This window comes from Gilliamella sp. LMG 34361, from assembly GCF_984569075.1.
On sequence record NZ_OZ474903.1, the window covers coordinates 2,759,053 to 2,784,479 of the forward strand.

Here is a 25,427-nt window from a genome sequence, read left to right on the forward strand (position 1 = left end):
ATTAACGCAATTTTAATTGGAAAATCATACATTCAGCACCGCAACAAAAGGTGAATTTAGCAGTTAACTTATAACCTTTTTCAACTTTATCGATGCTACTATTGATTTCGCAAGGTTCGGTTTCAACATCTTTTGCTGCTTGAGTCAATGATGTTAATTTAGCTTTTGCTTCTGATTCAGTTGCAAAAACGTTCTCATATTCTGCACTACAATTCTCATTATCAATAATTGTGCCGACATCAACGCAACAACAAGCGGGCGTTTCGTTAGCTTTACATTTGTTTAAAGAATCTGTCATCCTGTACCTCTGTTTTACCGATTAAACTGCTATTAGTATACTCTCAATCACAACCAAGGGCAAAATGTAAAAAAGCTTTACCATAGAGCAAACTTTTGGCGTATATTAAAAACTATAATTTTAGATTTATATATTAATTAGACAATATCATGCAACAATATAATCACGTTCGAAAAATGGCGATTTTAGTTGCCGCAACGTTCTTTATGGAGAACTTGGACGCGACGGTGATCACCACCGCCATTCCAGCAATGGCAAAATCATTTCTTACAAGCCCTCAAGATTTATCTGTCGGAATTAGTGCTTACATGTTAGCACTTACCATTGGTTTACCTGCTAGTGGCTGGATCGCCAATCGCTTCACGGCCTATCGAGTCTTCTCGATTTCGATTATTTTATTTATGTTAGCATCAATATTGTGTGCCATATCGACTAATCTGACTATGTTTACCATCGCAAGATTAATTCAAGGTTTAGGTGGATCATTAATGGTGCCTGTAGGCAGAACGGTGGTATTAAGCCGAACGGAAAAACAACATTTAGTCAGCACTATTTCTATTTTAGTTTGGCCGGGCTTAATTGCGCCATTAATGGGGCCGATTATTGGTGGCTTCTTTGCGCAATATCTAACATGGCACTGGATATTTCTTCTTAATATTCCATTAGGTTTTATCGCCCTATTTTTTGCTCGTCGATTATTACCCAAAGAATTACCTGAAAAACGTACATTTGACGGTGTTGGATTTATCACCTGTGGTTTAGGCCTATTACTATTTGTTTATGGGCTTGAAATGATTTCTCATTCAAATAGTAGTCTCTGGATAGGCATAATAATATCTTTGGTCGGTAGTTTAATATTAATCTTTGCCTACTATCATTTAGCTCATACTCAACATCCATTAATTAGTCTATATGCTTTTTCTAAACGTACATTTAGAATGACATTTTTTGGTGGTTCATTAATACGAATTGGCTTAAATAGTGCTCCGTTTATCTTACCGCTAATGTTTCAAGTCGGTTTTGGTTGGTCACCGTTAACTGCTGGTTCACTACTGCTTTCATTGTTTGCCGGCAATATTCTGCTTAAAACAGTAAATACACCTTTAATTCATAAGTTTGGATTCCGAAAAATTCTGATTATCAATGGGCTGTTATTATCTTCAAGTTTTGTGTTATGTGCCCTTTTCACGCCACAAACACCTATCATCTGGATTATATTAGTTCTATTCTTTTCCGGTGGTGCTCGTTCTATTCAATTTACTACCATCACCACGCTTAGTTTTTCAGAAATTGATAAAACAGAAATACAGAGCGCTAACATTTTATCTACCATTTTCCAGCAGCTAAATAACGTACTTGGCATTGTGTTAAGTGCTTTATTTCTATTTATTGCATCTAACTATAATGGCCATAGCCAAACTGGTTTAATGGTGGAAGATTTTAGGTTAGCACTATTAATGGTGGCAGCAATGACCTTGTTAGCAATGATTGACTTTATTACCTTGCCAAAAAATGCGGGTAACAATCTAAAAGATAAGCAATAAAAAACCTCTGCCATTTGGCAGAGGTTCTTAAGAATCAAACTTAAAAAATATTAGAACTTAGGTGCGCTAGGACGGCCACGTTTTTTCGAAAAACCTTTGTCATTAGCTTCTGGTTTACTACTTTTACGTCCACGTTTAGCTTCAGATGGCTTACCAGCTACCAAGCTCATTTTCATTGGTTGATTAAGTACTCTAACCCGTTCAAAGTGCTTAAGGATATCTTTCGGCATGCCTTTTGGTAACTCAACGGTTGAATAAGTTTCATAAAGTTTGATATTACCAATATAGCGACTACTAATATCGGCTTCATTAGCAATTGCACCCACAATATGACGCACTTCAACACCATTTTCTTTACCAATTTCGATACGATACATATCCATTTCACCCACATCTCGGCGTTCACGACGTTTTGGTGATTCACGATTATCACCACGTAAGCGACGTTCACCATTTCGATTATCACGATCACGAAATTCTCTTGATGGTTTAAACACTGGATCTGGCGGGAGAATCAACGGACGATCACTCTGAGCTAATCTCAATAATGCTGTTGCAATCGTTTCAAGATCTGCGCCACTATCTGCTTGGATTTGCTCTAATAACGCTTGATATTGATCTAAATCGGCACTTTCTAATTGTTGCTGAATCTTCTGAGTAAATTTTGCTAAACGACGTTTTTCAAGCAACTCTTTAGATGGTAATGCTACTTCAGGAATCGGCTTTTTAATTGTTTGTTCAATATTCTTAAGTAAACGACGTTCACGACTATCAACAAACAAAATTGCTCGTCCTGCACGACCAGCACGACCAGTTCGCCCAATACGGTGAACATAAGATTCTGAATCAAGCGTAATATCGTAGTTAATCACTAAACTAATACGCTCAACATCTAACCCACGCGCTGCGACATCTGTCGCAATCAAAATATCTAACCGACCATTGCGTAAACGATCAAGCGTTTGCTCACGAAGCTGTTGTGTCATATCACCATTTAAGGCTGCACAACTATAACCGTGTTTTTCTAACACTTCGGCGACTTCTAAAGTAGCGGTTTTGGTACGCACAAAAATAATCGCTGCATCAAAGTCTTCAGCTTCTAAAAAACGCACAATTGCTTCATTCTTACGCATACCACGCACTAACCAATAGCTCTGATCGATATCTGGGGCAGTTTGATTAGTCCCTTTAATTTGTACTTCTTTCGGGTTATGCATAAAACGTTTAGTAATCCGACGTATTGGGGCCGGCATGGTTGCTGAAAACAGCGCTGTTTGATGATCTTCTGGAATTGTAGCCATAATGCTCTCAACATCATCAATAAAGCCCATTCGTAGCATCTCATCGGCTTCATCTAAAACTAACCCTTTAAGATTAGAAAGATCTAACGTTTTACGATTTAAATGATCTAATAAACGACCAGGAGTTCCTACAACGATTTGAGGACCTTGTTTTAATGCACGCAATTGCACATCATAACGTTGACCACCATAAAGCGCTAACACTTTAATCCCTTTCACATATTTAGAATACTCAGCACATGCATCAGCAACTTGTATTGCTAACTCACGTGTTGGCGCCAACACCAATAATTGTGGTGCTTTTAAACTAGCATCAATATTCATTAAAAAAGGAATTGAAAAAGCGGCAGTTTTACCACTACCCGTTTGAGCCATACCCAGCACATCATTCCCTTCTAAGAGTAAAGGGATACATTCGGATTGGATTGGTGATGGTTTAGTAAAACCAAGATCATTTAATGCGTTAAGGATTTCCTCGGATAAACCAAGGTCAATAAAAGATATTTCTTTTGTCATGTAAACTCGCTTGTAAATTTGACTATATATGATCAATATTTGATTAGCTTTGAACGCTATACCCAATAAAGAAAACCTATATATATTTATGCCAGTTCACTAAATTGAAAATTTACAACTCACCCCAATAACTAACTGCCAATACAACTCAATTAGATAAACATATCACTTTAATTCAAATAATATTTCAAAAATATATGAATTATAAAAAGCATGTAAAGAATCAAGAATATATTACGGGCAAATCAGAACTACGCTATAACAATATTTTCACTTTTAAACTGGCATGACCCTTGTTACTTTTCATCAAGTAACTTAATTTCATAGAGTGCCTGTTGATGTTCAACGAAGTTATAAATATTATTAGCTAAAGCATATTTAAATAACATTTTGGCACGCTCATTATTACCTTTACTTTGATAATATTTACCTAAATAAAAGTAAGCTTCACAAAGGCGCTCGGCTAATTGCCGATCATTTTCAACACCTTGTTGAAGATTTTGCATTAATTTAGATTCGCTCATCTTACCTAAATAAAATGCAATAATATCACTACTATAACTCGATTTATCGTTAAGAAGATCATAACGTTTTTGTAGCTGAGTTAAAGCAGCTCGTTTATCTATTTCTTTTTCAATCAAATAAAGCCATAAAATACGAATAGGCTCATTGACATCATATTTATAGAATTTTTCTGCATCAAGTTGTGCTACTTGATAATGTCCAGTACGATACAGAGTTATCGCACGATTAAAGTAGGCAAATGCATAATTAGGATCCAGCTCTAATGTAGTATTAAACGCCATTATCGCATTATCGAAATCGCCATCTCTTAACGCATAATTACCTAGAAGATTATAACTATCTGGAATTTCTGGATTAAAATTTAAAAGATGGTTGAAATCACTCTGTGCAAATGCTTTAAAACCTAGCGAATCGTATACCATTCCCCGTTCGAAAATAAGCTGCATCTTAGAGGCAGCATCAAGATCACGTCTTGATAACTGCTGACTAATCTGCGCTATTTTTAATTCATCATCATACGAAACTTGTAAAGGAACAACAGGTAACGGCGGAGAGAGATGAGAACAACCTGACAAAATAATGACTGCAAAAATACAGCACAACATCCTCAGATTGAATAATCTCATTTTTAACTCCTAATGAATAATATCTTATTCAGCTACTGGTTGAACATCAATGTTTTGATCAGCAGCATCTTTCATACTTAAACGAATTCGACCTTGGCGATCAATTTCAAGTACTTTAACATTCACTTCTTGACCTACTTTCAAGTAGTCTGCAACTTTCTCAACACGATGGTCTGCGATTTGCGAAACATGAACAAGTCCCTCTTTACCACCGATAATGGAAACAAAAGCACCAAAATCAACAATACGAGTCACCTTACCAGTATAGATTTTACCGATTTCAACATCAGCAACTAAATTGTTAATACGTGCAATTGCATCTTTAGCTTTATTACCATCATTCGCTGCAATCTTAACTGTACCATCATCAGTGATTTCAATAGTAGTACCTGTCTCTTCGGTTAAGGCACGAATTGTTGCGCCACCTTTACCGATAATATCGCGGATCTTATCTGGATTAACATTCATCGTATAGATACGTGGAGCAAATTCAGAAATTTCTTGACGAGGTTTATTAATTGCTTGTTCCATCACCGCTAAAATATGCAAACGAGCACCTTTAGCTTGATTTAACGCAACTTGCATAATTTCTTTCGTAATACCTTCAATCTTGATATCCATTTGCAGTGCACTAACACCTTCACGGGTACCTGCTACCTTAAAGTCCATATCTCCAAGATGATCTTCATCACCTAAAATATCAGATAACACAACAAAGTTATCGCCTTCTTTTACAAGCCCCATTGCGATACCCGCAACCGAAGACTTAATTGGCACACCCGCATCCATTAATGCTAATGACGCACCACAAACCGAAGCCATTGAAGAAGAACCATTTGATTCAGTTATTTCGGAAACGACACGCACCGTATATGGAAACTCTTCCTTACTTGGCATTACCGCGGCAACACCACGTTTAGCTAATCGACCATGGCCAATTTCACGACGTTTCGGTGAACCAACCATACCAGTTTCGCCCACAGAATAAGGAGGGAAGTTATAATGTAAAAGGAAACGCTCAGTATACTCACCAGTTAATTCATCAATTACCTGCGCATCACGTTCAGTGCCTAAAGTCGCAGTCACTAATGCTTGTGTTTCACCGCGAGTAAATAATGCACTACCATGCGTTCTCGGTAATACATTAGTACGAATATCAAGCGCACGAATCATATCTTTTTCGCGACCATCAATACGCGGTTCACCAGCAATAACTCGTTGACGAACGATTTGGCTTTCTAAATCAACAATAATATTAATAACTTCGTTTTCATCAAGATCTTCATCTTTTTCTTTAAGTGCTGCTAACACTTCTTCTTTAATTAAATCGATTTGTGCATAACGAGCTTGTTTTTCAGTAATACGATAAGCTTCACCTAAACGTGCTTTAGCTAACTGAGAAACCGCATTAAATAACGCTTCATTCTTAGCAGGTGCAACCCAATCCCATTTTTCACAGTTCGCTTTAGCCACAAACTCATTGATATTATCAATGACAACTTGTTGTTGGTCGTGACCAAAAACCACAGCGGCTAGCATCTGATCTTCAGTTAACAGATCAGCTTCCGATTCAACCATTAACACCGCACTTTTTGTACCGGCAACAACCAAATCTAAACGGCTTGAAGCTAACTCTTTAACTGATGGATTTAACACAAACTCATTATTGATAAAGCCAACGCGTGCAGCACCAATTGGCCCATGAAAAGGCACACCAGACAAGCAAAGCGCAGCCGATGCTCCTATCATCGCAACTAAATCAGGGCTAACATCAGGGTTAACAGAAACCACCGTTGCAATGATTTGAATCTCATTAACAAAACCTTCAGGGAATAACGGACGGAGTGGACGGTCGATTAAACGAGCGATTAACGTTTCACCTTCGCTAGGACGACCTTCACGTTTAAAAAAGCCACCCGGAATACGACCAGCAGCATAAGTACGTTCTTGATAGTTAACCGTTAAAGGGAAGAAGTCTTGCCCTTCTTTCACTTTCTTATTGGCAACTACAGTAACGAAAACCGCAGTATCGTCCATATTGACCATAACCGCAGCTGTGGCCTGACGCGCCATAATACCTGTTTCTAAAGTAACTGTATGGCGACCATATTGAAATTTTTGATATGTCGGATTAAACAAAATAAAGTCCTCTTGTTACAAATCATGTTGAAGTTTGATATTTCGACAGAAAGCAGCATAATGCTGGAATATATTGATAAACACTTCAACCATGTGGGGGATACTAAACAAAAGATTATTTCACTGTCACGACTAATGACAAATCTATAAACTATAGAGCTCTCATTAGTCGCGCGAAACATGAGACATAATCTTCTATTCTATTAATTTCTTTTCTACAAAACAACCAAGCATGCTTTGCGAGCTCAGCATTATAATCAAAGCCCTAAATTTATACAATGAAAAAGAGGCCTAGGCCTCTTTTCAAGTAGATAAATAATTAGCGACGTAAACCTAGTCTTTGAATCAATTGGTTATAACGATCAAAGTCTGTACGACGTAAATAATCTAATAATTTACGACGGCTAGATACCATACGTAATAAGCCACGACGACTGTGGTGATCTTTCTTATGCTCAGAAAAATGACCTTGTAGATCATTAATACGTGCAGTTAAAAGAGCAACTTGAACTTCAGTTGAACCAGTGTCGTTAGCACCACGACCATATTCAGCAACGATTTTCGCTTTTGCTTCTACAGTTAGAGACATAATAAACCTCTTAAAATAAATAAAAAAATGGAATGACCGATCTCTAATTCAGACACCCCTCAGCATTCATATAATAAATATACGAATAGTGCACGATTATACTGGAATTTATTAACAATAGCAATTTGATTTAGTCATTTAAAACGCTTATTTAAGCTCAAAACCATACTCTTCTTGAATAAGTTTCTTCAACGCTTCTATGTAATTCTGCGCAGATAAGCTTAATTGCGCTTTTTGCGAGGTTATCCAACCAATTAAAATCTTCTCATTAACGGCTAAAGGAATGGACAAAATATCCGAACCGTTCAAATCAGTACTGAGCACGCCGGTACTAATCGTATAACCATTCAAACCATGCAACAAATTAAACAATGTTGCTCTGTCGCTGACATGAATACTCTTCTTATGATAAACAGTACTTAAGATCTCTTCCGAAAAATAAAAAGAGTTATATTCACCCTGTTCAAATGAAAGATAAGGAAAATCCTCTAAATGCTCAAGTGTTAACGACTTCATCGTAGCTAAAGGGTGATGGGTACTAATAAACACATGTGGATCGGCTTCAAATAAAGGATTAAAAGTAAGGCGATGCTCTTTAAGTAAACGTAAAATCACCTTTTGATTAAAATCAGTGAGGTACAAAATACCCACTTCACTACGCAAATTAGCCACATCAGTTATAATGTCGTAAGTCCGCGTTTCGCGTAAAGTAAACTCATATTCATCGGTGTGATTTTTCTTGATTAAATTAACAAACGCGTTTACCGCAAATGCATAGTGCTGAGTTGAAATACTGCATAGCTGCTTAGATGGCTCTTTTTTGGAAAAGTGCTGTTCCAACAATTGAGCTTGATCTAAAACCTGTTTGGCATAACCTAAAAATTCCATACCATCTGCTGAAAGTGAAACCCCTTTCGATGTTCGTACAAAAATCTCAATACCGAATTCTGCTTCTAAATCCTTAACTGCAGTAGAAAGACTGGGCTGAGTAATATAGAGATTCTTAGCCGCCTCATTAATTGAGCCTGAACGAGCTATTTCCAAAATATAACGTAATTGTTGAAGCTTCATAATATTGCCAGTAACCTAAATCAATGTTAATTAATAATATAATTTACTATAAACATTGTAGGAATGATTGTACAGAAAAAGGCAAATAGCAATTTATTTCCGCTATTAAGTGAGAAAATTAGCGGTTTTTGAGGTATCAAAAAGTGCTTTGCTCGACTTTTTCGATTTTAAAAACCCCACTCCTCAGCTTTTTTGGACTTCAAAAATGTATGTCCCTTAATTTTCTAGATCTTAATTTTTAGTGTATTGGGTTTAGAACGCTTTAATCTTTCGTAGCTATATAAGTGCGGTGATCTTGCCCGAGCAAAAAGGGTTTGTACTAACCGTTTTAAACCCGCATCTTCAATACAAAGTAGATACTAAGTAACAAAGATAGAATCAACAATCTCACTCCAACTTCCATAAAAATTCCTTTATCATTCGATCTTAACGTAACGGTTATTATTTGTTGCATAATAGCCTTACCAAACATCCGTTATGCTCTCAATCGTCAACACTTTATAAAATCGATAAGTGAAGCATGCTAAAACCTATTTGAAATAATGCGATTTTTATGTCAAAAAAGTTGAGGAGCGAGGTTTTTGAGTAATCCCACAAGGACATTTTTTTAATGGGCAAAAATTCGTCATTAATTATAGGTGTGAGCTTTATTCAGTCTTTGTTGCATAATTATTATTCATCCATCGAGTTATCCAGTTTTTTTTGTGCAATTTCTTTTCCACATTGGCATCTTAACAAATTATCAAGTTTGCTAAAATGCCTTTTCAAGGGTTAAGAAAGTGAGTTATGAAATACGCATGCCAGGTTTAGCGCCACTATCGGGTGATAATAGGTAAACACCTTCGTTATCATCTTTACCACTAGCACAAAGCACCATGCCTTCTGAAATACCAAAACGCATTTTTCGCGGAGCTAAGTTAGCTATCATAATGGTTAAACGGCCGATTAATACCTGGGGATCTGGGTAGTATTGTTTGATACCTGAAAAGACGTTTCGAGTTTCGTCACCAATATCAAGCGTTAGTTGTAGTAATTTATCAGAACCGTCAACAAAACTGGCGTTTTTAATTAAAGCAACCCGCATATCTACTTTTGCAAAGTCGTCAAAATTGATAGTTTGAGCTATTGGTTCGGCTACATTTTCTTTTGTTGGTATGGCTGACGTAGCTTGTTGTTTAGTTTCTTCAATCATGGCAGTGATTTTATCCATGTCAATTCGGTTAAATAATGCTTTGAAGCGATTAATGGTATGTCCACTCAAGGCTTTGTTGATGGTATTCCATTCCAATTTGCTATTTAAAAACGCCTCGCTACGCTCAGCCAATGAAGGTACGATAGGTTTTAAATAGGTCATTAAGATACGGAATAGATGAATTCCCATTGAACAAATGTCTTGTAACTCCTGATCTTGTCCTTCTTGTTTAGCAACAACCCATGGCGCTTTTTCATCAATGTAGCGGTTAGCTTCGTCTGCTAATGCCATGATCTCACGAATGGCTTTACCTGATTCGCGTTTTTCAAAAGCCTCGGCAATGACTTGTGCTTTTTCGACAAATAATGAGTACAATTCTGGGGCGGCAATTTTATCTGATAATTTACCGTCAAATCGTTTACTGATAAATCCAGCCGAACGCGAAGCAATGTTAACTACTTTGTTAACTAAATCACTGTTAACACGTTGAACAAAATCTTCAAGATTAAGATCGATATCATCAATATGCGGCGATAATTTAGCGGCATAATAGTAACGTAAACAGTCTGGATCTAGATGTTTGAGGTAAGTACTTGCTTGAATAAAAGTGCCACGTGATTTTGACATTTTAGCACCATCAACTGTAACATAACCATGTACAAAAATATTTGATGGTTTGCGATGTTCGCTACCTTCTAACATTGCCGGCCAAAATAAGCTGTGGAAGTAGACAATATCTTTACCGATAAAATGATAGAGTTCAGTGGTTGACTCTTTATCCCAAAATTCATCAAAAATCGGTTTATTATTTTTGTTGCAATAGTTAAGGAAAGATCCCATATAACCAATCGGGGCATCTAACCATACATAAAAATATTTGCCTGGCGCGTCTGGAATTTCAAAGCCAAAATAAGGTGCATCACGGCTGATGTCCCATGGTTGTAGACCTGCTTCAAACCATTCTTGCATTTTGTTAGCAACTTGTTCTTGTAATGTGCCTGAACGTATCCACGCTTGTAGCATGGCTGAAAACGCAGGTAAGTCAAAGAAGAAGTGCTCTGATTCTTTTAAAATCGGGGTTGCGCCTGAAACGACCGATTTAGGATCAATGAGATCAGTAGGGTTATAAGTTGCGCTACATACTTCACAATTGTCACCATATTGGTCTGGCGCTTTACAACGTGGACATGTCCCTTTTACGAAGCGATCAGGCAAAAACATCTGTTTTTCTGGATCAAAGAGTTGTGAAATGACTTTGGTTTTAATATAACCATTTGCTTTTAAACGTTTATAGATCTGCTGAGATATTTCACGATTTTCTGGGCTATGAGTGGAGTGATAATTGTCGTAACTAATATTAAATCCAGCAAAATCGCGTTGATGTTCGATTTTGACTTCATCAATCATTTGCTCAGGCGTGATCCCTAGTTGCTGAGCTTTAAGCATAATTGGCGTTCCATGCGCATCATCGGCACAAATAAAATAGATCTCATTACCGCGCATACGTTGGTAGCGAACCCATATATCAGCTTGAACATGTTCAAGCATATGACCTAAGTGTATTGAACCATTTGCATAAGGGAGCGCACAAGTCACTAATATTTTGCGTTGAGTTGTCATGTTAAATTATTACCTTTAATTAAATAATGGCAGAAATAGTACATCAATCGTGTGATTATCGCTAGATTTATGCCATAATTTGATTAAATTTGTTTATATAACCAATCAATTTTTAGTTTCTGGCAAAATAAACAGATGTTTGTCATTTCCCAACTGTTAAAGACATTGGTAATATCTATTTGATAGTAAATTAAGTAATGCATATAACAAGGCCAAATAACATGCAAGCAAAGAAAATTCTTGAGAATTTTACTCATCAAACATTACAAAAAAACTTGATTGAACTTGGTGCAGTTAACCAGTGTGAGCTGGCTAATCAAGAACTACTAATACGTTTAGTCATGCCTTTTGCTTGGCAGATGGGTTTTGATGACCTCAAAACAACAGTGACACCTAAATTGCTTCAATTAGATGGTGTTAATAAGGTGAATTGGAATATTAAATATAATATTGCCACGTTAAAGCGAGCAAATAATCATCACCCTATTAATAATGTTAAAAATATCATTGCGGTAGGTTCGGGTAAAGGTGGTGTTGGTAAATCATCAACAGCGGTTAATTTAGCCTTAGCATTACAAAAGCAAGGTGCTAAAGTCGGGATTTTAGATGCGGATATTTATGGTCCTTCCATTCCAACTATGCTTGGCACCGAAAAAGAACAACCGTTAACGCCTGACAATAAACATATGTCACCGATTACGGCCTATGGCCTTGCTAGTAATTCTATTGGTTATTTAGTTGATACAAACGGCGCGATGGTGTGGCGCGGACCAATGGCAAGTAAGGCGCTTTTACAGATTTTGCAAGATACACTTTGGCCAGAACTTGATTATTTGGTTATTGATATGCCACCAGGGACTGGCGATATCCAATTAACGCTTGCCCAAAATATCCCGGTTACTGCAACAGTGATTGTGACAACACCACAAGATATTGCTTTAATTGATGCCAAAAAAGGGATTATTATGTTTAATAAAGTTAACATTCCAACTTTGGGTATTATTGAAAACATGAGTTATCACATCTGTGAAAATTGTGGTCATCATGAAGCAATTTTTGGTGAGGATGGTGCTAGGCATTTAGCTGAAAAATACCAAACTCAATTACTTGGTCAAATTCCGCTACACCGCCTATTACGCCACGATCTTGATTCAGGCAAACCAACAGTTGTGAGCCATCCAGACAGTGAGTTCACCCAACTCTATTGTAAAATTGCAGCCCAAGTTGCTAGTCAACTTTTTTGGCAAGGTGAGGCAATCTTACCGGATATTTCATTTAAGGCGTTATAGTGAAAATTAATATTGGTTGTTGACATTTAACAACCAATATCATTAAGTTGGCAAGTTCTACATTATCGCCATGTCATTATTAAATCAATCGTTATTGAATCTATAATTATTGAAATTGTTTCAATTCAGCTTTTGCTTTCGCCAATTGTTCAACAAACGCTGAATTTGTATGTAACTGAGCAACAACCGCTGCCGCCATCACTTTTGCAGCTTCCACATCACTTTGCCAATGATAGCCACAGATCACCCGACTTACACCAATTTCATAACCTCGTTTCAAAATTTCATTTTGCCGTACAGGATTAATTTCAGCTAAGACCAATGCTATAGCAAATCCCATTGTTGTATGACCAGATGGATATGAACCATTGGTCGATAACGTTTTTTCATCTTCTGGGCGACATGTTTGTTCATTAAAAAATGAAAACGGTCTGATTCGATTATAATGCTGCTTTGCAGATCGAGTTGCTAGATCGCCAGCATCTTCTTTCATTGTAGTAATAAGTTTATAAATTTCCGGTGAAGTTTCAACCGAAATTTCGTATCCAAAAGCAGGAGAAAATTGCTTAGTAACATTATCTTTACTTGAATCAGCATCAAGATAAGCTTGTTTGCCTCGTTCAGTATTACGAACGGATTTTCCCCAATCATACATTGCTTTATCTCTTAAAAAATCAACACTATTAAATGCAGGTGGAGGAGGTAACAGTAGTAAACTGTCCGGCGCTTGTTCTATTTTAAGATAAAAATCATTTGGATCGGTAGTGACATCTTTAGCTTCAATGGCATGAGTAGTAAAGCAAAATAGTATAGATATGAAAAATGAACCGAGATATTTGTTACGCATATATGTCTCCTTGAATACTATTTTAAATAACGCAAAAATTGCACTAAATAGAGCAACTAAAAAAATCTTGAGCAGATATAATTTAATTATCAATAAATATTGATATAGTTCATAATAAAACAGTTATGGTTGCAGACAAAAAACGTATTTATTATTCTATGACTTACCTCACAATAATATTTAAAAGTCATTGTTTTTTTGAGTAAATAATAATTTACAGACGAATGCGTAAAATATAATAAGTACATAAACTACGTATTTGTCTTAAGCGATAATTTTATCTTTAAACATAAAAAAAACCGCACCAAGTAAACACAATCCAGCCCAAATATAATCGGTTTTGAACGGTTCTTTTAAGATGTAAATTGAAAATGGAATAAATACCGACAAGCTAATTACTTCTTGAATAATTTTTAATTGCCCTGCGCTGGCAACTTGAAAACCAATACGGTTTGCAGGTACTTGTAGCAAATACTCAAAAAAGGCAATTGCCCAACTAATAAGTACCGCTAAAATCCAAACTTGATTATGCATAAAACGCAAATGTCCATACCAAGCAAACGTCATAAAGACATTACTACAGATGAGTAGACAAACCGTGATGAGAAGTTGATTCATGATAGTTAATCGAACGATTGTTTGTGGGTTGCTATATTATATACTCTTATTTATTAAAGCAGCAAAATGGTTGAATGATTTAATTTAAAAAATAACTAATTTAATCGTGTTATTTATCTATCTTCGCTGTTTGATAGTAAAACAGATTCAGCTATAATTACACTATTAAATCTCTATTCCCTCTATTACTTTAATCATGAATAATACCAATAAACGGGCTCGAATATGGTCGTCAATTCTTTGTCTTGCTTTTGCAGGCTTTATTTTTAATACGACTGAATTTGTTCCAGTTGGATTACTACCAAATATTGCTGAAAGCTTCTCGATGGATGTCGCACATGCTGGGCTATTATTAACTATTTATGCTTGGGCTGTATCGTTATTATCTTTACCGTTAACGGTATTAACTTCAAAACTCGATCGCCGAAAATTACTGATATTTTTATTTTGTTTGTTTATCGGTAGTCATGTCCTTGCTGGTTTTGCTTGGAATTTTTACAGTTTAATGGTAGCAAGACTTGGCATTGCCTGTGCGCATGCTGTATTTTGGGCAATTACTACGCCTTTAGCTGTTCGATTAGCACCCAATGGCAAAAAAGCTAAAGCAATGGGCTTTATTGTAGTTGGCACGTCAATGGCAACTGTTTTAGGTATTCCAATTGGAACCATGATCGGACAACTTGTTGGCTGGCGAGTAACCTTTTTATGTATTGGTTTTATTGCCTTTTGTGTCATGTTGTCGCTACTTTATTTGTTACCATCAGTACCGAGTTTAAGTAAGATTTTAATCAAAGATATTCCTAAAGTACTAAAACGCCCTGTATTACTAAATATCTATTTACTAACCGCCATTATAATAACTGGTCATTTCACGGCTTATACTTATATTACGCCATTTATGCTCAATGTTGGCGGTTTTAGTGAGCATGTTGTAGTTAGTCTGTTATTAGCTATTGGTTTCTCAGGTATGATTGGTAGTGTTATTTTTGCCAAATATGCTGATTCTCATCCCATCGCAATATTTGTTATTCCGGCATTATTATTATTGACCTGCTTGTTATCACTTTATGTTTGTTCTTTCAGCTTAATTACCGCAATATTACAAGGTATGGTCTGGGGACTATCAATTACCATCATTAGCATGGTAATGCAAAGTAAAGTCATTGATGCCGCACCTGACGCAGCCGACATTGCGACCTCGGTCTATTCGGGCATTTATAATATTGGTATCGGAGGGGGTGCTTTTGTCGGTAGCCAAGTACTGGTTTATTTATCTACCCATTACATTGGCTTTGTCGGTTCTGTTTTTGTGATTATTGCCCTAATGCTCTTTTACCTTCTTTCAAGAAGAATTTGGTAAATAAGCGCTCACATTGAGCGCTTATTGACTTAATGCTTCTAACTGTTCCCAGCGTTCAAATACTACTTCAAGTTCCGCTTCTTTATCAGTCAAAGATTGCAGTATTGGACCGGTCACGTCATGAGGTTGATTGAAAAAGTCACTACGGCCAATTTGTGCTTGTAAATCGGCAATAGCTGTTTCTAGTTCCTCAATTTTATTCGGTAACTGAGTAAGTTCGCGTTGTTCGTTATAGCTTAACTTTACCTTCTTTTTAACGAGTGGCGCGGCGGCCGAGCTATTTGAGGTGTCACTTTTAGCCGGTTCATTAATTTTGCTAGTAGTCACTTGCTTATTCACCGGTTTAGCTTGCTGTTGCTGCTGCAATGCATCGGTATAACCACCAGCATAAATACCAATTCGCCCCTGATCTTCAAAAAACCAGCACTGAGTAACCACGTTATCAACAAATTGCCTATCATGACTAACAAGTAATACCGTTCCTTGATAATCGTTAACAAGTTCTTCTAACAGTTCTAACGTTTCTATATCAAGGTCATTAGTTGGTTCATCAAGTACCAATAAATTACTAGGTTTTAAAAAGAGTTTTGCTAATAACAGGCGATTTCGCTCACCACCCGATAGCGCTCTAACCGGCGTTCTGGCGCGTTTTGGTGGAAATAGGAAATCTTGCAAATAGCCTAGCACATGTCTTGAGCGACCATTTACTACCACTTCTTGCTTACCTTCAGCAAGATTATCCATAACGGTTTTTTCAGGATCAAGTTCTAATCGATACTGATCAAAATAAGCCACTTCAAGTTTAGTTCCACAATGAACATTTCCTGATGTCGGCGCTAAACTACCTAACATCAGTTTTAATAATGTGGTTTTCCCAATGCCATTTGGACCAATTAACGCAATTTTATCACCACGTAACACTTGTACGGTGAAGTCCTTAACCAACACTTTATCATCAATTTGATAACTGACATCATCTAGCTCAAAGACAATTTTGCCTGAACGCAGTGCTTCTTCGATCTGCATTTTCGCATTGCCCATAACTTGACGACGCTGCGAATACTCTTGCCTCATCGCTTTTAATGCTCTCACTCGCCCCTCGTTACGTGTTCGACGAGCTTTGATACCTTGGCGGATCCAGACTTCTTCTTGGGCAAGCTTTTTATCAAATTCGGCATTTTGTAACTCTTCAACGCGCAGCGCTTCTTCTTTTCCTAGCAAATAACTATCATAATCTCCCCCCCAAGAAGCAACCTTACCGCGATCTAAATCTATAATACGCGTCGCCATTTGCCGTATAAAAGATCGGTCATGTGATATAAACACAATGCTACCATTGAAGCTTTTTAGAAATTCTTCCAACCATTTAATGGTGTCGATATCTAAATGGTTAGTAGGTTCATCAAGTAAAAGTACTGATGGCTGGCAAACGAGTGCTTTGGCTAATGCCGCTTTACGCAGCCAGCCACCCGATAATGATGAGAGTAACGCATCACCATCTAACGATAGTGAGGAAATAACATTGCGAATACGATTATCTAGCTGCCAACCATTTTGGTGATCAAGCTGTTCTTGCATTTTAGCTAATTTCGATAAGTTATTTTCACTTGGATCAGCTTCAACCAAATGTGACAATGCGTAATAATCTTTTAATAACTGTGCTTGCTCTTTTAAACCTTCCGCGACAAAGTCAAATACATTACCTTGAATATCTCGAGGTGGATCTTGTTGCAATCGAGAGACAACGACGTTATTTTCATAAACAATCTGCCCTTCATCAAGCGGTACTTCTTTGTTAAGGACTTTTAGCAGAGTCGATTTGCCAGCACCGTTACGACCAACAAGACAGACTCGCTCATTAGTTTCAATCGACATATCAATATGGTCAAGAAGTGGCGCATCACTAAATGACAGATAAGCGTTGGTTAGATTTATTAATGACATATTTTTTATTTGGATATTAAATAATAAGGCGTTATTCTATCATAAAGTTGCTATTGGCAATCAATTATCAAAGATACATTAAACCGCTCATAAACGTGAGCATCTTTTTTCTCTTCTAAAAAATAAATACTGCTATGCTTATTAATGATTGAATAGATTAATAATATTTCAGTATGGAGGTAATTATGCGTCATACTTGGACATTTCAACGTGTTGGTGGATTAGATCAAGTCGTATTAAAAAATGCCGATGACATTATCAATTTACCCAATTTAGATCCTAAATTATGGGTTGCACTTAGCTGCCCAACAACTGGTTTAGATTTTGATCAAAGAACATTACAATTGTTAGATTCGGATAACGATGGCCGCATTCGTATTCCCGATATTTTAGATGCGATTAGCTGGGCAAAAGATAAAATCGTCTCTTTCGATAAGGTAGTGCAATCCTCAGAAACATTGCCACTATCTCAAATTGATGATTCAACACAACAAGGTAAAAAATTATTAGTTACTGCGCATAGTATTTTAGCGAATTTAAATAAGAACCAAACCGATTATTTAACACAAGATGATGTCCAACAGTCACTAAAAATTAATGCCAGCAAGCTCTACAATGGTGATTTAATCTTCCCACCTTCTGCCGAATTATCACCAGAAATGCAGAAATTTATTCAAACAGCAATTAAAACAACTGGCGCGCAAAAAGATATGAGCGGGCAAGATGGCATAAATCTAGAAATTGCGCAAACCTTTGTTAAAAACCTAAAAAGTTGGCAAGCATGGCAAACCGATATCAGTAATACTAAGACCCCTTTTGGGGAAAATCGTTCTGAAATATGGAAGTTAGTTCAAGAATTAAAACCGAAAATTGATGACTATTTTCTCCGGGTTGAATTAGCGCAATATGCTCCTCAAGCACAAACAGCACTGAATGTTGATGAGAAATATATTGTTCCAACGCAAAATGGCTTACTTTCTGATGAGGCCTTAGCTGAACTGCCATTATCTAAAATTGATAGCAACAATTCATTGGATCTTGTTAATGGTCTTAACCCACTTTGGAAAAGTAAAATCACTCGATTCAGAGCTTTAGTGGCTTCACATTTAGCTGATCCAAACCGATTAACGTCACAAGAGTGGCAAGATATTCAAACAGGTCTTAATGCCTATGCCACACTAATTAGTTCTAAACCAGATATACAACAATTAAACGTAGCAATTAAACCAATAGCGAGTATTGAGGATATTTCTAGCAATGAGATCGCTAATTTTACCAATGGCAATTTATTAAATGAATTTGAAAAAATGGTTGAACAGGATAATAAAACGCCTATTTCAGCTTCAGATGTTTTTGTATTAGAAAAGTTAGTGCTATTTCAAAAACATCTTTATCGTTTATTGATTAACTTTGCTTCATTTGCTGAGTTCTTCTCACTTGACCATTACGCTGCTTTTCAATTAGGCAAACTATATATTGACGGTCGCTGTGCTACGCTTTGCGTTGCCGTTGATAATATCGCCAAACATTCAACCATGGCAAATTACTCTGAACTTTGTTTACTTTATTGTGAATGCACAAGACACGGTCAAAAACAGACGATTGTTGCCGCAATTACCGCCGGTCAAGGTGATTTATTAATGGAAGGCCGTAATGGGGTGTTTATTGATAATTTGGGCAATGATTGGGATGCGAGTGTGGTTAAAATGATTACAAAACCAATAAGCATACAGCAAGCAATTTGGGCACCTTATCAACGAATTGGGCGATTAATTACCGAACAAATTAATAAATGGGCCAGCAATAAAGATGCAGATATTGAAAAGACCAGTACCCAAGCCGTCCAAAATCCGGAAAGTAAATTTGATATTGGTAAGAGTGCCGGTATTTTTGCAGCTATTGGTTTAGCAATTGGTGCCATTGGCACTGCACTAGCAACCATTTTTCAGGCTATCTTTTCTCTCTCTTGGTGGCAATTCCCATTACTACTTTTAGGTTTGTTCTTAATTATATCTGGTCCATCGGTGATATTAGCTTGGTTAAAATTACGAAGAAGGACACTTGGTCCATTACTTGAAGCTTCTGGTTGGGCGATTAATGGACAAGTAAAAATCAATTTACTATTAGGTGGATTACTCACCAGTAAAGCGGAATTACCCGCCAATGCTAAACGAAATTTAATTGACCCTTTAAAAAAACGAAATAAAAAAGCACGGATGATATTCTGGTCAGCAATCTTAGTTGGGGTTGTTCTGGTTGGTACTGCTTTATGGTTTAAAAATGATATTGCCAATTATTTTAAACAACAGCAACAGCAGTTAACCCAAAGCCAAAGCCAAAGCCAAATTCAAAACGAACAGAAAAACTAATAGGCTATAATATTTTTCGCCGACATTACGTCGGCGAAATTTTCTTATTAATGTTGATAAACTGGTAATCGATGGCAAATTGCCAATACTTTTTGTTTAACGGCTTGAATAGCTTGTTCATCATCAATGTTATCTAACACGTCACAAATCCAGTTCGCTAATTCGCGAGACTCTGCTTCTTTAAAACCACGGCGAGTCACAGCTGGGGTACCAATTCGCACTCCTGATGTCACAAATGGGCTTTGAGGATCGTTTGGAACGCTATTTTTATTGACGGTGATGTTTGCACTACCTAAAGCTGCATCCGCCTCTTTACCAGTTATCTTTTTATCAACTAAATCAATTAGGAATAGATGATTTTGGGTTTCGCCAGACACGACTTTGTAGCCACGTTTGATGATCACATCAACCATCGCTTTGGCATTTTTTACAACTTGTTTTTGGTACTCTTTATAAGCGGGTTCCTTCGCCTCTTTTAAGGCAACGGCTTTTGCTGCAATCACATGCATTAACGGCCCACCTTGTGCACCAGGGAACACAGCAGAATTTAATTTTTTGTAGAGTTCTTCACTGCCACCTTTGGCCAAAATAAGACCTCCACGTGGTCCACCAAGGGTTTTATGCGTCGTTGTCGTCACAACATGAGCAAACGGCACTGGATTTGGATAGACACCAGCCGCCACCAAACCAGCCACATGCGCCATATCGACAAATAAGAAGGCTCCTACACTATCAGCTATTTCGCGCATTCTTTGCCAATCAACTACACCAGAATAAGCAGAAAAACCACCAATGATCATCTTCGGTTTTGAATCTATAGCTATTTTAGCTAATTGCTCATAATCAATATGCCCCGTTTCATCTACACCATAAGCGACCACATTATAGAGTTTACCTGAAAAACTAACTGGTGAGCCATGGGTTAAATGGCCACCTTGAGACAAATTCATCCCTAACACGGTATCACCCGGTTTTAACAATGCCATATAGACAGCAAAGTTAGCTTGTGATCCTGAGTGTGGTTGCACATTGGCATAATCTGCACCAAATAACTGCTTAGCACGTTCAATCGCCAATTGCTCAACAATATCAACATATTCACAACCGCCATAATAGCGCTTACCTGGATAGCCTTCAGCATATTTATTTGTTAATTGGGTACCTTGTGCCTGCATCACTCTCGGACTGGTATAGTTTTCCGATGCGATAAGTTCTAAGTGATCCTCTTGGCGCTGTTCTTCACCTTTAATGGCATTCCACAATTCTTGATCATATTCAGCAATGGTCATTTGTTTACTAAACATATTGGCTCCTTGTAAGCAATTACGTCAGCCTAACGGCTCGTTACAGTACTTGATTGGCATAAAAAAACATCATAGTGCATTATCGTCACTCAATCAGCATTGAATTTCAATCTTTTTTTAACGTCATAATAAATATTTATAATTTATTAAGATGTTAATTGAATTCCTTTGCCAAATTACCCAAATTTAAGTCTGCAAAAACCCCGTTCCTCAACTTTTTTATATCGCCAATTTACTGTTTATTTTCATTGTTCAGTCGCAGATTTAGATAATTTGATTAACCACTCCAGTTTGCCGATTGAGTATCTTGGATATCTTGGTAAAATAGCCAAAAATTTTGTTTGGTTTATTATGCAACTCCATTTAGTCGTTAATACCTTCGGTTCCGATTTGCAACGCCGCTATGGTGAAAAAATCTATAAGCTCACACTACACGGTGGTTTTAGTTGCCCTAATCGTGACGGTACTATCGGTCAAGGTGGCTGTACCTTTTGTAATGTGGCGTCGATCATTGATGAGTCTATTCAGATTAAATCAATTTCAGATCAGCTTTTGTCCCAAGCAAAGCAAATGAAAAAATCAAAACGTTACCTTGCTTATTTTCAGGCTTATACCAGTACCTATGCTGAAGTTGAAATCCTTAAAAACATGTATCAAGAAGCGCTCCACAGTGCCGATATTGTTGGTATTTGTGTTGGTACACGTCCTGATTGTGTACCCCAAGAAGCATTAGATTTGCTTGCTGATTATCAAAATCAAGGTTACGAAGTTTGGTTAGAACTCGGTTTACAAACCGCTCACGACAAAACATTGCACCATATTAATCGTGGGCATACATTTGATGATTATCATCAAACAGTTCAAAAAGCTCGTCAATTAGGTATAAAAGTATGTACTCACCTTATTATTGGGTTACCTAAAGAGATTAAGCAAGATAACCTTATCACCCTAAACCGAGTTTTAGATAGTGGCGTTGATGGATTAAAAATTCACCCGTTACATATCGTTGAAGGCAGTATTATGGCTAAAACATGGCGAGCAGGGCGAATTGATGTGTTATCTTTAGAGAAGTATGTCGATATTGCTGGAGATATCATTCGGCAAACACCTGCCCATATTTTGTACCATCGAATCTCAGCCAATGCCAGAAAACCAACCTTACTAGCCCCTGATTGGTGTGAAAATCATTGGCAATCAATGAATGCAGTTGACAACAATTTACGCCAATTTGGTGCTCAAGGTAGTGCCATTGGTGATCCTTATTATTTCGAATAATAAGGTGAAACCGATATGATTAAAATCTTAAGTTGATTTTTTATCAAAAAATTGGTTCAAATCTGTTTTTTGAACATCTTGAATTAATCGCTCATTGATTTCATCATTAATTCGATTTAAGGTTTTTTGCTCAAAAAAAGGCGTCAAAATATAATAGTTGCTTCCTGAACGTTGCACAATTAAAGCAGAGGTAATTCCATTAAAAAAAATAATAATACCTATTGGTAGCAAAACCAAAAGCCATACATCATTAAAACTAATAATAATATGGATTAAAGAAATAACACCAAAGAATGCTAGGAATAATCCAATTAATAATGATTTAAGATTGTAGCTGCGATGGACCATTGAAGAGCTGATGTTTTTTATTGGGATGTTTTGTTTACTATAACCAAGCGGAATGATGTTTAATATACTATTTGTTTCATTGATTTTAACGATGTTTTCGTCAATCTCAATTGTAGATTTCATCCATGGGAATAACAACGACTGCTTGAATTGATATACTGCCATTTCCTTTTTACCTTATTTCAAAATAATATTAATTTTTGTGAAGCGTGTTTTGCTTTGTTTATCCGATAACAATATTATCATATTGATTTTGTATACACTATAGGATTATTTTGTTTGCACATTTTGACTAAATACATATATTTTTGCTGTTTTCGGTGTTGGAGGTAGCACCATTGATGATCCATATTATTTCGAATAATAAGGTGAAAGTAACATAGTAAAAAATGTTCAGGAACGCATATTTTAAATGCAAATAATTACAATTATAATTGGATGTGATAACTAAACAGTCAAGAACTTAACTTCAAAAACCCCGTTCCTCAACTTTTTTTCTTACTAGTTTGTTATTAACTTTATTGATTTTATCGATTACGTTTTTAATCAAAAATAAAAAAATAAGTTGTGACTATCTTTTACCAGCCATTCTCTATTTGATTTGGACGTTTTTATACGGTTCAATTGTAGATAAAACAATAAACTAGCATTGTTTTAAATTTATTCGGGGTATTTTTGCACCTTTGTTATCAACAAGTATATAATGATGATTTCTAACTTGAGATAATCTGCATGCAACTGGCTTTTTGTATTTATAAATTTTTTCCTTTTGGTGGTTTGCAACGCGATTTTTTGCAAATTGCTACCGCTTGCCAAGCTCGTGGCCATCAGATCCGTGTTTATGTTATGGACTGGCAAGGTGATAAACCGACTGGCTTTGATATTATTATCGTTCCGAAAAAAGGATTATTTAACCATAGCCGCAATCAAGCTTATTATCATTGGGTGAAGACTCACTTACAAGCTAATCCAGCCGATTGCGTGGTTGGTTTTAACAAAATGCCGGGCTTAGATGTCTATTTTGCTGGTGATACTTGTTTTGCTAAAAAAGCCGCACATAAAGGTCTTTTTTATAAATTATCAAAACGTTGTAAACACTATTTAGCGTTTGAACGAGCGGTATTTGCTCCTAGTTCGTCCACCAAAATCATGGTGTTAACTAAGCAACAAATTCAAGATTTCAAAGATCATTATCATACTCAAAATGAGCGGTTCTTTCTGTTACCACCTGGCATTGCTTTAGATCGAAAATATAATGCTGATGCGCCCCAAAAACGCAAACAATTTCGACAAGCTAATCAAATTAGTCTTGATGATTTTGTGATTGTGCAAATTGGTTCAGATTTTAAACGTAAAGGCGTTGATCGTGCATTGAAAGCAATTGCAGCTTTACCTAATGATCTCAAGCAAAAAGTTACCTATCTGGTAGTGGGCCAAGATAAGCCCGAGCCATATCAAAAATTGGCCGATCAGTTAGCTATCGCTAAACAGGTACGTTTCTTTTCTGGTCGTAATGATATTCCTGATTTTTTATTTTCAGCTGATTTATTACTACATCCGGCAAGGCAAGAAGCCGCCGGCATGGTTTTGATTGAAGCGTTAGCGGCAGGTGTACCAGTGATTGTGTCAGGTATTTCGGGATATGCTTATCATATTAACCAAGCTAGTGCCGGCGATGTGTTGCCAGAACCTTATCATCAAAAGGCTTTAAATGACGCATTAACACAAGCAATTAGTGATAAAACACAATGGACTAATTGGCATAATAATGCGATTGTTTATGCTAATAGCGAAGATTTATATCATTTAGCTCAGCGCGCAGCAGACATTATTTTAGGATGTCATTATGAATGAAGTTAAACTCAAATCACCATTCAAAGAATTATGGCAAGGTAAAGATCCTTTTACTGAGGTTGAATTGATTTCAGGTAAAGTTTATCGTGCCGTTAAACAACGCAAAACCCTCAATTTCCAATTTGAGGATGAATCCTATTTTATTAAAATTCATCGAGGCACAACGGTTAAAGAAATTGTAAAAAACCTTATTTCGTTACGCTTACCTGTTTTAGATGCTAAACAAGAATGGAATGCGATTCATCGTTTAGAGCAAGCTGGGGTGAATACGATGGATGGACGTGCATTTGGCCGCAAAGGATTAAATCCACTAACTCGGCACTCTTTTATTATTACTAAAGATCTTAATCCTACTGTCAGTTTAGAAGATTTCACTAAGCCATGGTTAACTAATCCGCCTAGTTATCATTTAAAACGATCGTTAACTATTTATTTAGCGAATATGACAGCTAAAATGCATGAAGCGGGCGTCAATCATCGGGACTGTTATTTGTGTCATTTCTTGTTGGACTTACCACTAATGGAAAATAAACAGCAAATCAAACTCTCGGTGATTGATCTTCATCGTGCACAAACACGCGATAAAGTCCCCACCCGCTGGCGTGATAAGGATTTAATTGGACTTTACTTTTCATCAATCAATATTGGATTAATCCAGCGAGATATTTGGCGTTTTTTAAGAGCCTATTTCAAGAAACCAATTAAAGCCATTTTGCGTGATGAGCATAAATTAATTGCTAGTGCTAAGCATAAAGCTGAGCGTATCGCGAAACGAACTGAAAAATATCATCTTTAACC

The 25,427-nt window shown here is 36.7% G+C and carries 19 protein-coding genes; 7 read left to right on the forward strand and 12 right to left on the reverse strand.

The features are described 5' to 3' along the window. Nucleotide 1: 1 nt before the first annotated feature. Nucleotides 2–298: a YfcZ/YiiS family protein gene (locus tag AC5LXI_RS12855; protein ID WP_493442696.1), complete on the reverse strand. Its 297-nt coding sequence runs from the start codon at nucleotides 296–298 to the stop codon at nucleotides 2–4. Nucleotides 299–447: 149 nt separating this feature from the next. On the opposite strand from AC5LXI_RS12855, the gene AC5LXI_RS12860 reads away from it, so the two are divergent. Further along, nucleotides 448–1,842 (forward strand): MFS transporter, encoded by a 1,395-nt coding sequence (locus tag AC5LXI_RS12860; RefSeq protein WP_493442697.1) that lies wholly within the window; start codon nucleotides 448–450, stop codon nucleotides 1,840–1,842. 50 nt (nucleotides 1,843–1,892) lie between these two features. On the opposite strand, the gene AC5LXI_RS12865 is transcribed toward AC5LXI_RS12860, so the two are convergent. The 6 genes from AC5LXI_RS12865 to metG form a co-directional block, all read right to left on the reverse strand. Beyond that, nucleotides 1,893–3,659, reverse strand: coding sequence for a DEAD/DEAH family ATP-dependent RNA helicase (locus AC5LXI_RS12865; RefSeq protein ID WP_493442698.1), 1,767 nt, complete (start codon nucleotides 3,657–3,659; stop codon nucleotides 1,893–1,895). A 296-nt stretch (nucleotides 3,660–3,955) separates the two neighbouring features. After that, a complete protein-coding gene (nlpI, locus tag AC5LXI_RS12870) occupies nucleotides 3,956–4,810 on the reverse strand; it encodes a lipoprotein NlpI (RefSeq protein ID WP_493442699.1) in 855 nt (284 codons plus the stop codon). Nucleotides 4,811–4,834: 24 nt separating this feature from the next. After that, nucleotides 4,835–6,949 carry a polyribonucleotide nucleotidyltransferase gene (pnp, locus tag AC5LXI_RS12875; RefSeq protein WP_493442700.1) on the reverse strand — a complete coding sequence of 705 codons (2,115 nt, stop codon included), beginning with the start codon at nucleotides 6,947–6,949 and terminating at the stop codon, nucleotides 4,835–4,837. 319 nt (nucleotides 6,950–7,268) lie between these two features. Beyond that, complete coding sequence (gene rpsO / locus AC5LXI_RS12880) at nucleotides 7,269–7,538, reverse strand: 30S ribosomal protein S15 (RefSeq protein ID WP_110422826.1); 270 nt, start codon at nucleotides 7,536–7,538, stop codon at nucleotides 7,269–7,271. Nucleotides 7,539–7,685: 147 nt separating this feature from the next. Then, entirely contained in the window at nucleotides 7,686–8,609 is a 924-nt protein-coding gene (locus AC5LXI_RS12885) for a LysR family transcriptional regulator (RefSeq protein ID WP_493442701.1), read from the reverse strand. 784 nt (nucleotides 8,610–9,393) lie between these two features. Further along, nucleotides 9,394–11,421: a methionine--tRNA ligase gene (gene metG, locus AC5LXI_RS12890; RefSeq protein ID WP_493442702.1), complete on the reverse strand. Its 2,028-nt coding sequence runs from the start codon at nucleotides 11,419–11,421 to the stop codon at nucleotides 9,394–9,396. 197 nt (nucleotides 11,422–11,618) lie between these two features. Between metG and apbC the strand changes: the two genes are divergently transcribed. Then, complete coding sequence (gene apbC, locus AC5LXI_RS12895; protein ID WP_493442703.1) at nucleotides 11,619–12,710, forward strand: iron-sulfur cluster carrier protein ApbC; 1,092 nt, start codon at nucleotides 11,619–11,621, stop codon at nucleotides 12,708–12,710. Between the two features lie 106 nt (nucleotides 12,711–12,816). Here the strand turns inward: apbC and AC5LXI_RS12900 are convergent, their stop codons facing one another. Together AC5LXI_RS12900 and AC5LXI_RS12905 are read right to left on the reverse strand one after the other, a co-directional pair. Continuing rightward, a complete protein-coding gene (locus AC5LXI_RS12900; RefSeq protein ID WP_493442704.1) occupies nucleotides 12,817–13,557 on the reverse strand; it encodes an acid phosphatase in 741 nt (246 codons plus the stop codon). A 264-nt stretch (nucleotides 13,558–13,821) separates the two neighbouring features. Beyond that, complete coding sequence (locus AC5LXI_RS12905; protein ID WP_493442705.1) at nucleotides 13,822–14,175, reverse strand: DMT family protein; 354 nt, start codon at nucleotides 14,173–14,175, stop codon at nucleotides 13,822–13,824. 193 nt (nucleotides 14,176–14,368) lie between these two features. Here AC5LXI_RS12905 and AC5LXI_RS12910 point away from each other — a divergent pair, with 193 nt between their 5' ends. Then, nucleotides 14,369–15,535 carry a sugar transporter gene (locus tag AC5LXI_RS12910; protein WP_493444308.1) on the forward strand — a complete coding sequence of 389 codons (1,167 nt, stop codon included), beginning with the start codon at nucleotides 14,369–14,371 and terminating at the stop codon, nucleotides 15,533–15,535. Between the two features lie 21 nt (nucleotides 15,536–15,556). Here AC5LXI_RS12910 and AC5LXI_RS12915 read toward each other — a convergent pair whose 3' ends face one another. Then, the gene (locus AC5LXI_RS12915) at nucleotides 15,557–17,479 is read right to left on the reverse strand and encodes an ABC transporter ATP-binding protein (protein ID WP_493442706.1); all 1,923 of its coding nucleotides are present in this window, start codon (nucleotides 17,477–17,479) and stop codon (nucleotides 15,557–15,559) included. 185 nt (nucleotides 17,480–17,664) lie between these two features. Between AC5LXI_RS12915 and AC5LXI_RS12920 the strand changes: the two genes are divergently transcribed. Further along, nucleotides 17,665–19,848, forward strand: coding sequence for a hypothetical protein (locus AC5LXI_RS12920; protein WP_493442707.1), 2,184 nt, complete (start codon nucleotides 17,665–17,667; stop codon nucleotides 19,846–19,848). Between the two features lie 47 nt (nucleotides 19,849–19,895). Here the strand turns inward: AC5LXI_RS12920 and glyA are convergent, their stop codons facing one another. Further along, nucleotides 19,896–21,152, reverse strand: a complete 1,257-nt coding sequence (glyA, locus tag AC5LXI_RS12925) for a serine hydroxymethyltransferase (RefSeq protein ID WP_493442708.1) — start codon at nucleotides 21,150–21,152, stop codon at nucleotides 19,896–19,898. A gap of 351 nt (nucleotides 21,153–21,503) precedes the next feature. Between glyA and mnmL the strand changes: the two genes are divergently transcribed. After that, nucleotides 21,504–22,427 (forward strand): tRNA modification radical SAM protein MnmL/YtqA, encoded by a 924-nt coding sequence (gene mnmL / locus AC5LXI_RS12930; protein ID WP_493444309.1) that lies wholly within the window; start codon nucleotides 21,504–21,506, stop codon nucleotides 22,425–22,427. A 27-nt stretch (nucleotides 22,428–22,454) separates the two neighbouring features. On the opposite strand, the gene AC5LXI_RS12935 is transcribed toward mnmL, so the two are convergent. After that, on the reverse strand, nucleotides 22,455–22,940 hold the full coding sequence (locus AC5LXI_RS12935) for a hypothetical protein (RefSeq protein ID WP_493442709.1): 486 nt from the start codon (nucleotides 22,938–22,940) through the stop codon (nucleotides 22,455–22,457). A 567-nt stretch (nucleotides 22,941–23,507) separates the two neighbouring features. Between AC5LXI_RS12935 and AC5LXI_RS12940 the strand changes: the two genes are divergently transcribed. Further along, a complete protein-coding gene (locus tag AC5LXI_RS12940) occupies nucleotides 23,508–24,629 on the forward strand; it encodes a glycosyltransferase family 4 protein (RefSeq protein WP_493442710.1) in 1,122 nt (373 codons plus the stop codon). After that, the gene (rfaP, locus tag AC5LXI_RS12945) at nucleotides 24,622–25,425 is read left to right on the forward strand and encodes a lipopolysaccharide core heptose(I) kinase RfaP (protein ID WP_493442711.1); all 804 of its coding nucleotides are present in this window, start codon (nucleotides 24,622–24,624) and stop codon (nucleotides 25,423–25,425) included. The genes AC5LXI_RS12940 and rfaP overlap by 8 nt, the downstream gene beginning before the upstream one ends. The last annotated feature ends 2 nt before the right edge of the window (nucleotides 25,426–25,427 follow it).

Bases quoted from the DNA above. Each gene is read 5' to 3' on its own strand.
- AC5LXI_RS12855 (WP_493442696.1), bottom strand. From the start codon at position 298: ATGACAGATTCTTTAAACAAATGTAAAGCTAACGAAACGCCCGCTTGT.
- AC5LXI_RS12860 (WP_493442697.1), top strand. From the start codon at position 448: ATGCAACAATATAATCACGTTCGAAAAATGGCGATTTTAGTTGCCGCA.
- AC5LXI_RS12865 (WP_493442698.1), bottom strand. From the start codon at position 3,659: ATGACAAAAGAAATATCTTTTATTGACCTTGGTTTATCCGAGGAAATC.
- nlpI (WP_493442699.1), bottom strand. From the start codon at position 4,810: ATGAGATTATTCAATCTGAGGATGTTGTGCTGTATTTTTGCAGTCATT.
- rpsO (WP_110422826.1), bottom strand. From the start codon at position 7,538: ATGTCTCTAACTGTAGAAGCAAAAGCGAAAATCGTTGCTGAATATGGT.
- AC5LXI_RS12885 (WP_493442701.1), bottom strand. From the start codon at position 8,609: ATGAAGCTTCAACAATTACGTTATATTTTGGAAATAGCTCGTTCAGGC.
- metG (WP_493442702.1), bottom strand. From the start codon at position 11,421: ATGACAACTCAACGCAAAATATTAGTGACTTGTGCGCTCCCTTATGCA.
- apbC (WP_493442703.1), top strand. From the start codon at position 11,619: ATGCATATAACAAGGCCAAATAACATGCAAGCAAAGAAAATTCTTGAG.
- AC5LXI_RS12900 (WP_493442704.1), bottom strand. From the start codon at position 13,557: ATGCGTAACAAATATCTCGGTTCATTTTTCATATCTATACTATTTTGC.
- AC5LXI_RS12905 (WP_493442705.1), bottom strand. From the start codon at position 14,175: ATGAATCAACTTCTCATCACGGTTTGTCTACTCATCTGTAGTAATGTC.
- AC5LXI_RS12915 (WP_493442706.1), bottom strand. From the start codon at position 17,479: ATGTCATTAATAAATCTAACCAACGCTTATCTGTCATTTAGTGATGCG.
- AC5LXI_RS12920 (WP_493442707.1), top strand. From the start codon at position 17,665: ATGCGTCATACTTGGACATTTCAACGTGTTGGTGGATTAGATCAAGTC.
- glyA (WP_493442708.1), bottom strand. From the start codon at position 21,152: ATGTTTAGTAAACAAATGACCATTGCTGAATATGATCAAGAATTGTGG.
- mnmL (WP_493444309.1), top strand. From the start codon at position 21,504: ATGCAACTCCATTTAGTCGTTAATACCTTCGGTTCCGATTTGCAACGC.
- AC5LXI_RS12935 (WP_493442709.1), bottom strand. From the start codon at position 22,940: ATGGCAGTATATCAATTCAAGCAGTCGTTGTTATTCCCATGGATGAAA.
- AC5LXI_RS12940 (WP_493442710.1), top strand. From the start codon at position 23,508: ATGCAACTGGCTTTTTGTATTTATAAATTTTTTCCTTTTGGTGGTTTG.
- rfaP (WP_493442711.1), top strand. From the start codon at position 24,622: ATGAATGAAGTTAAACTCAAATCACCATTCAAAGAATTATGGCAAGGT.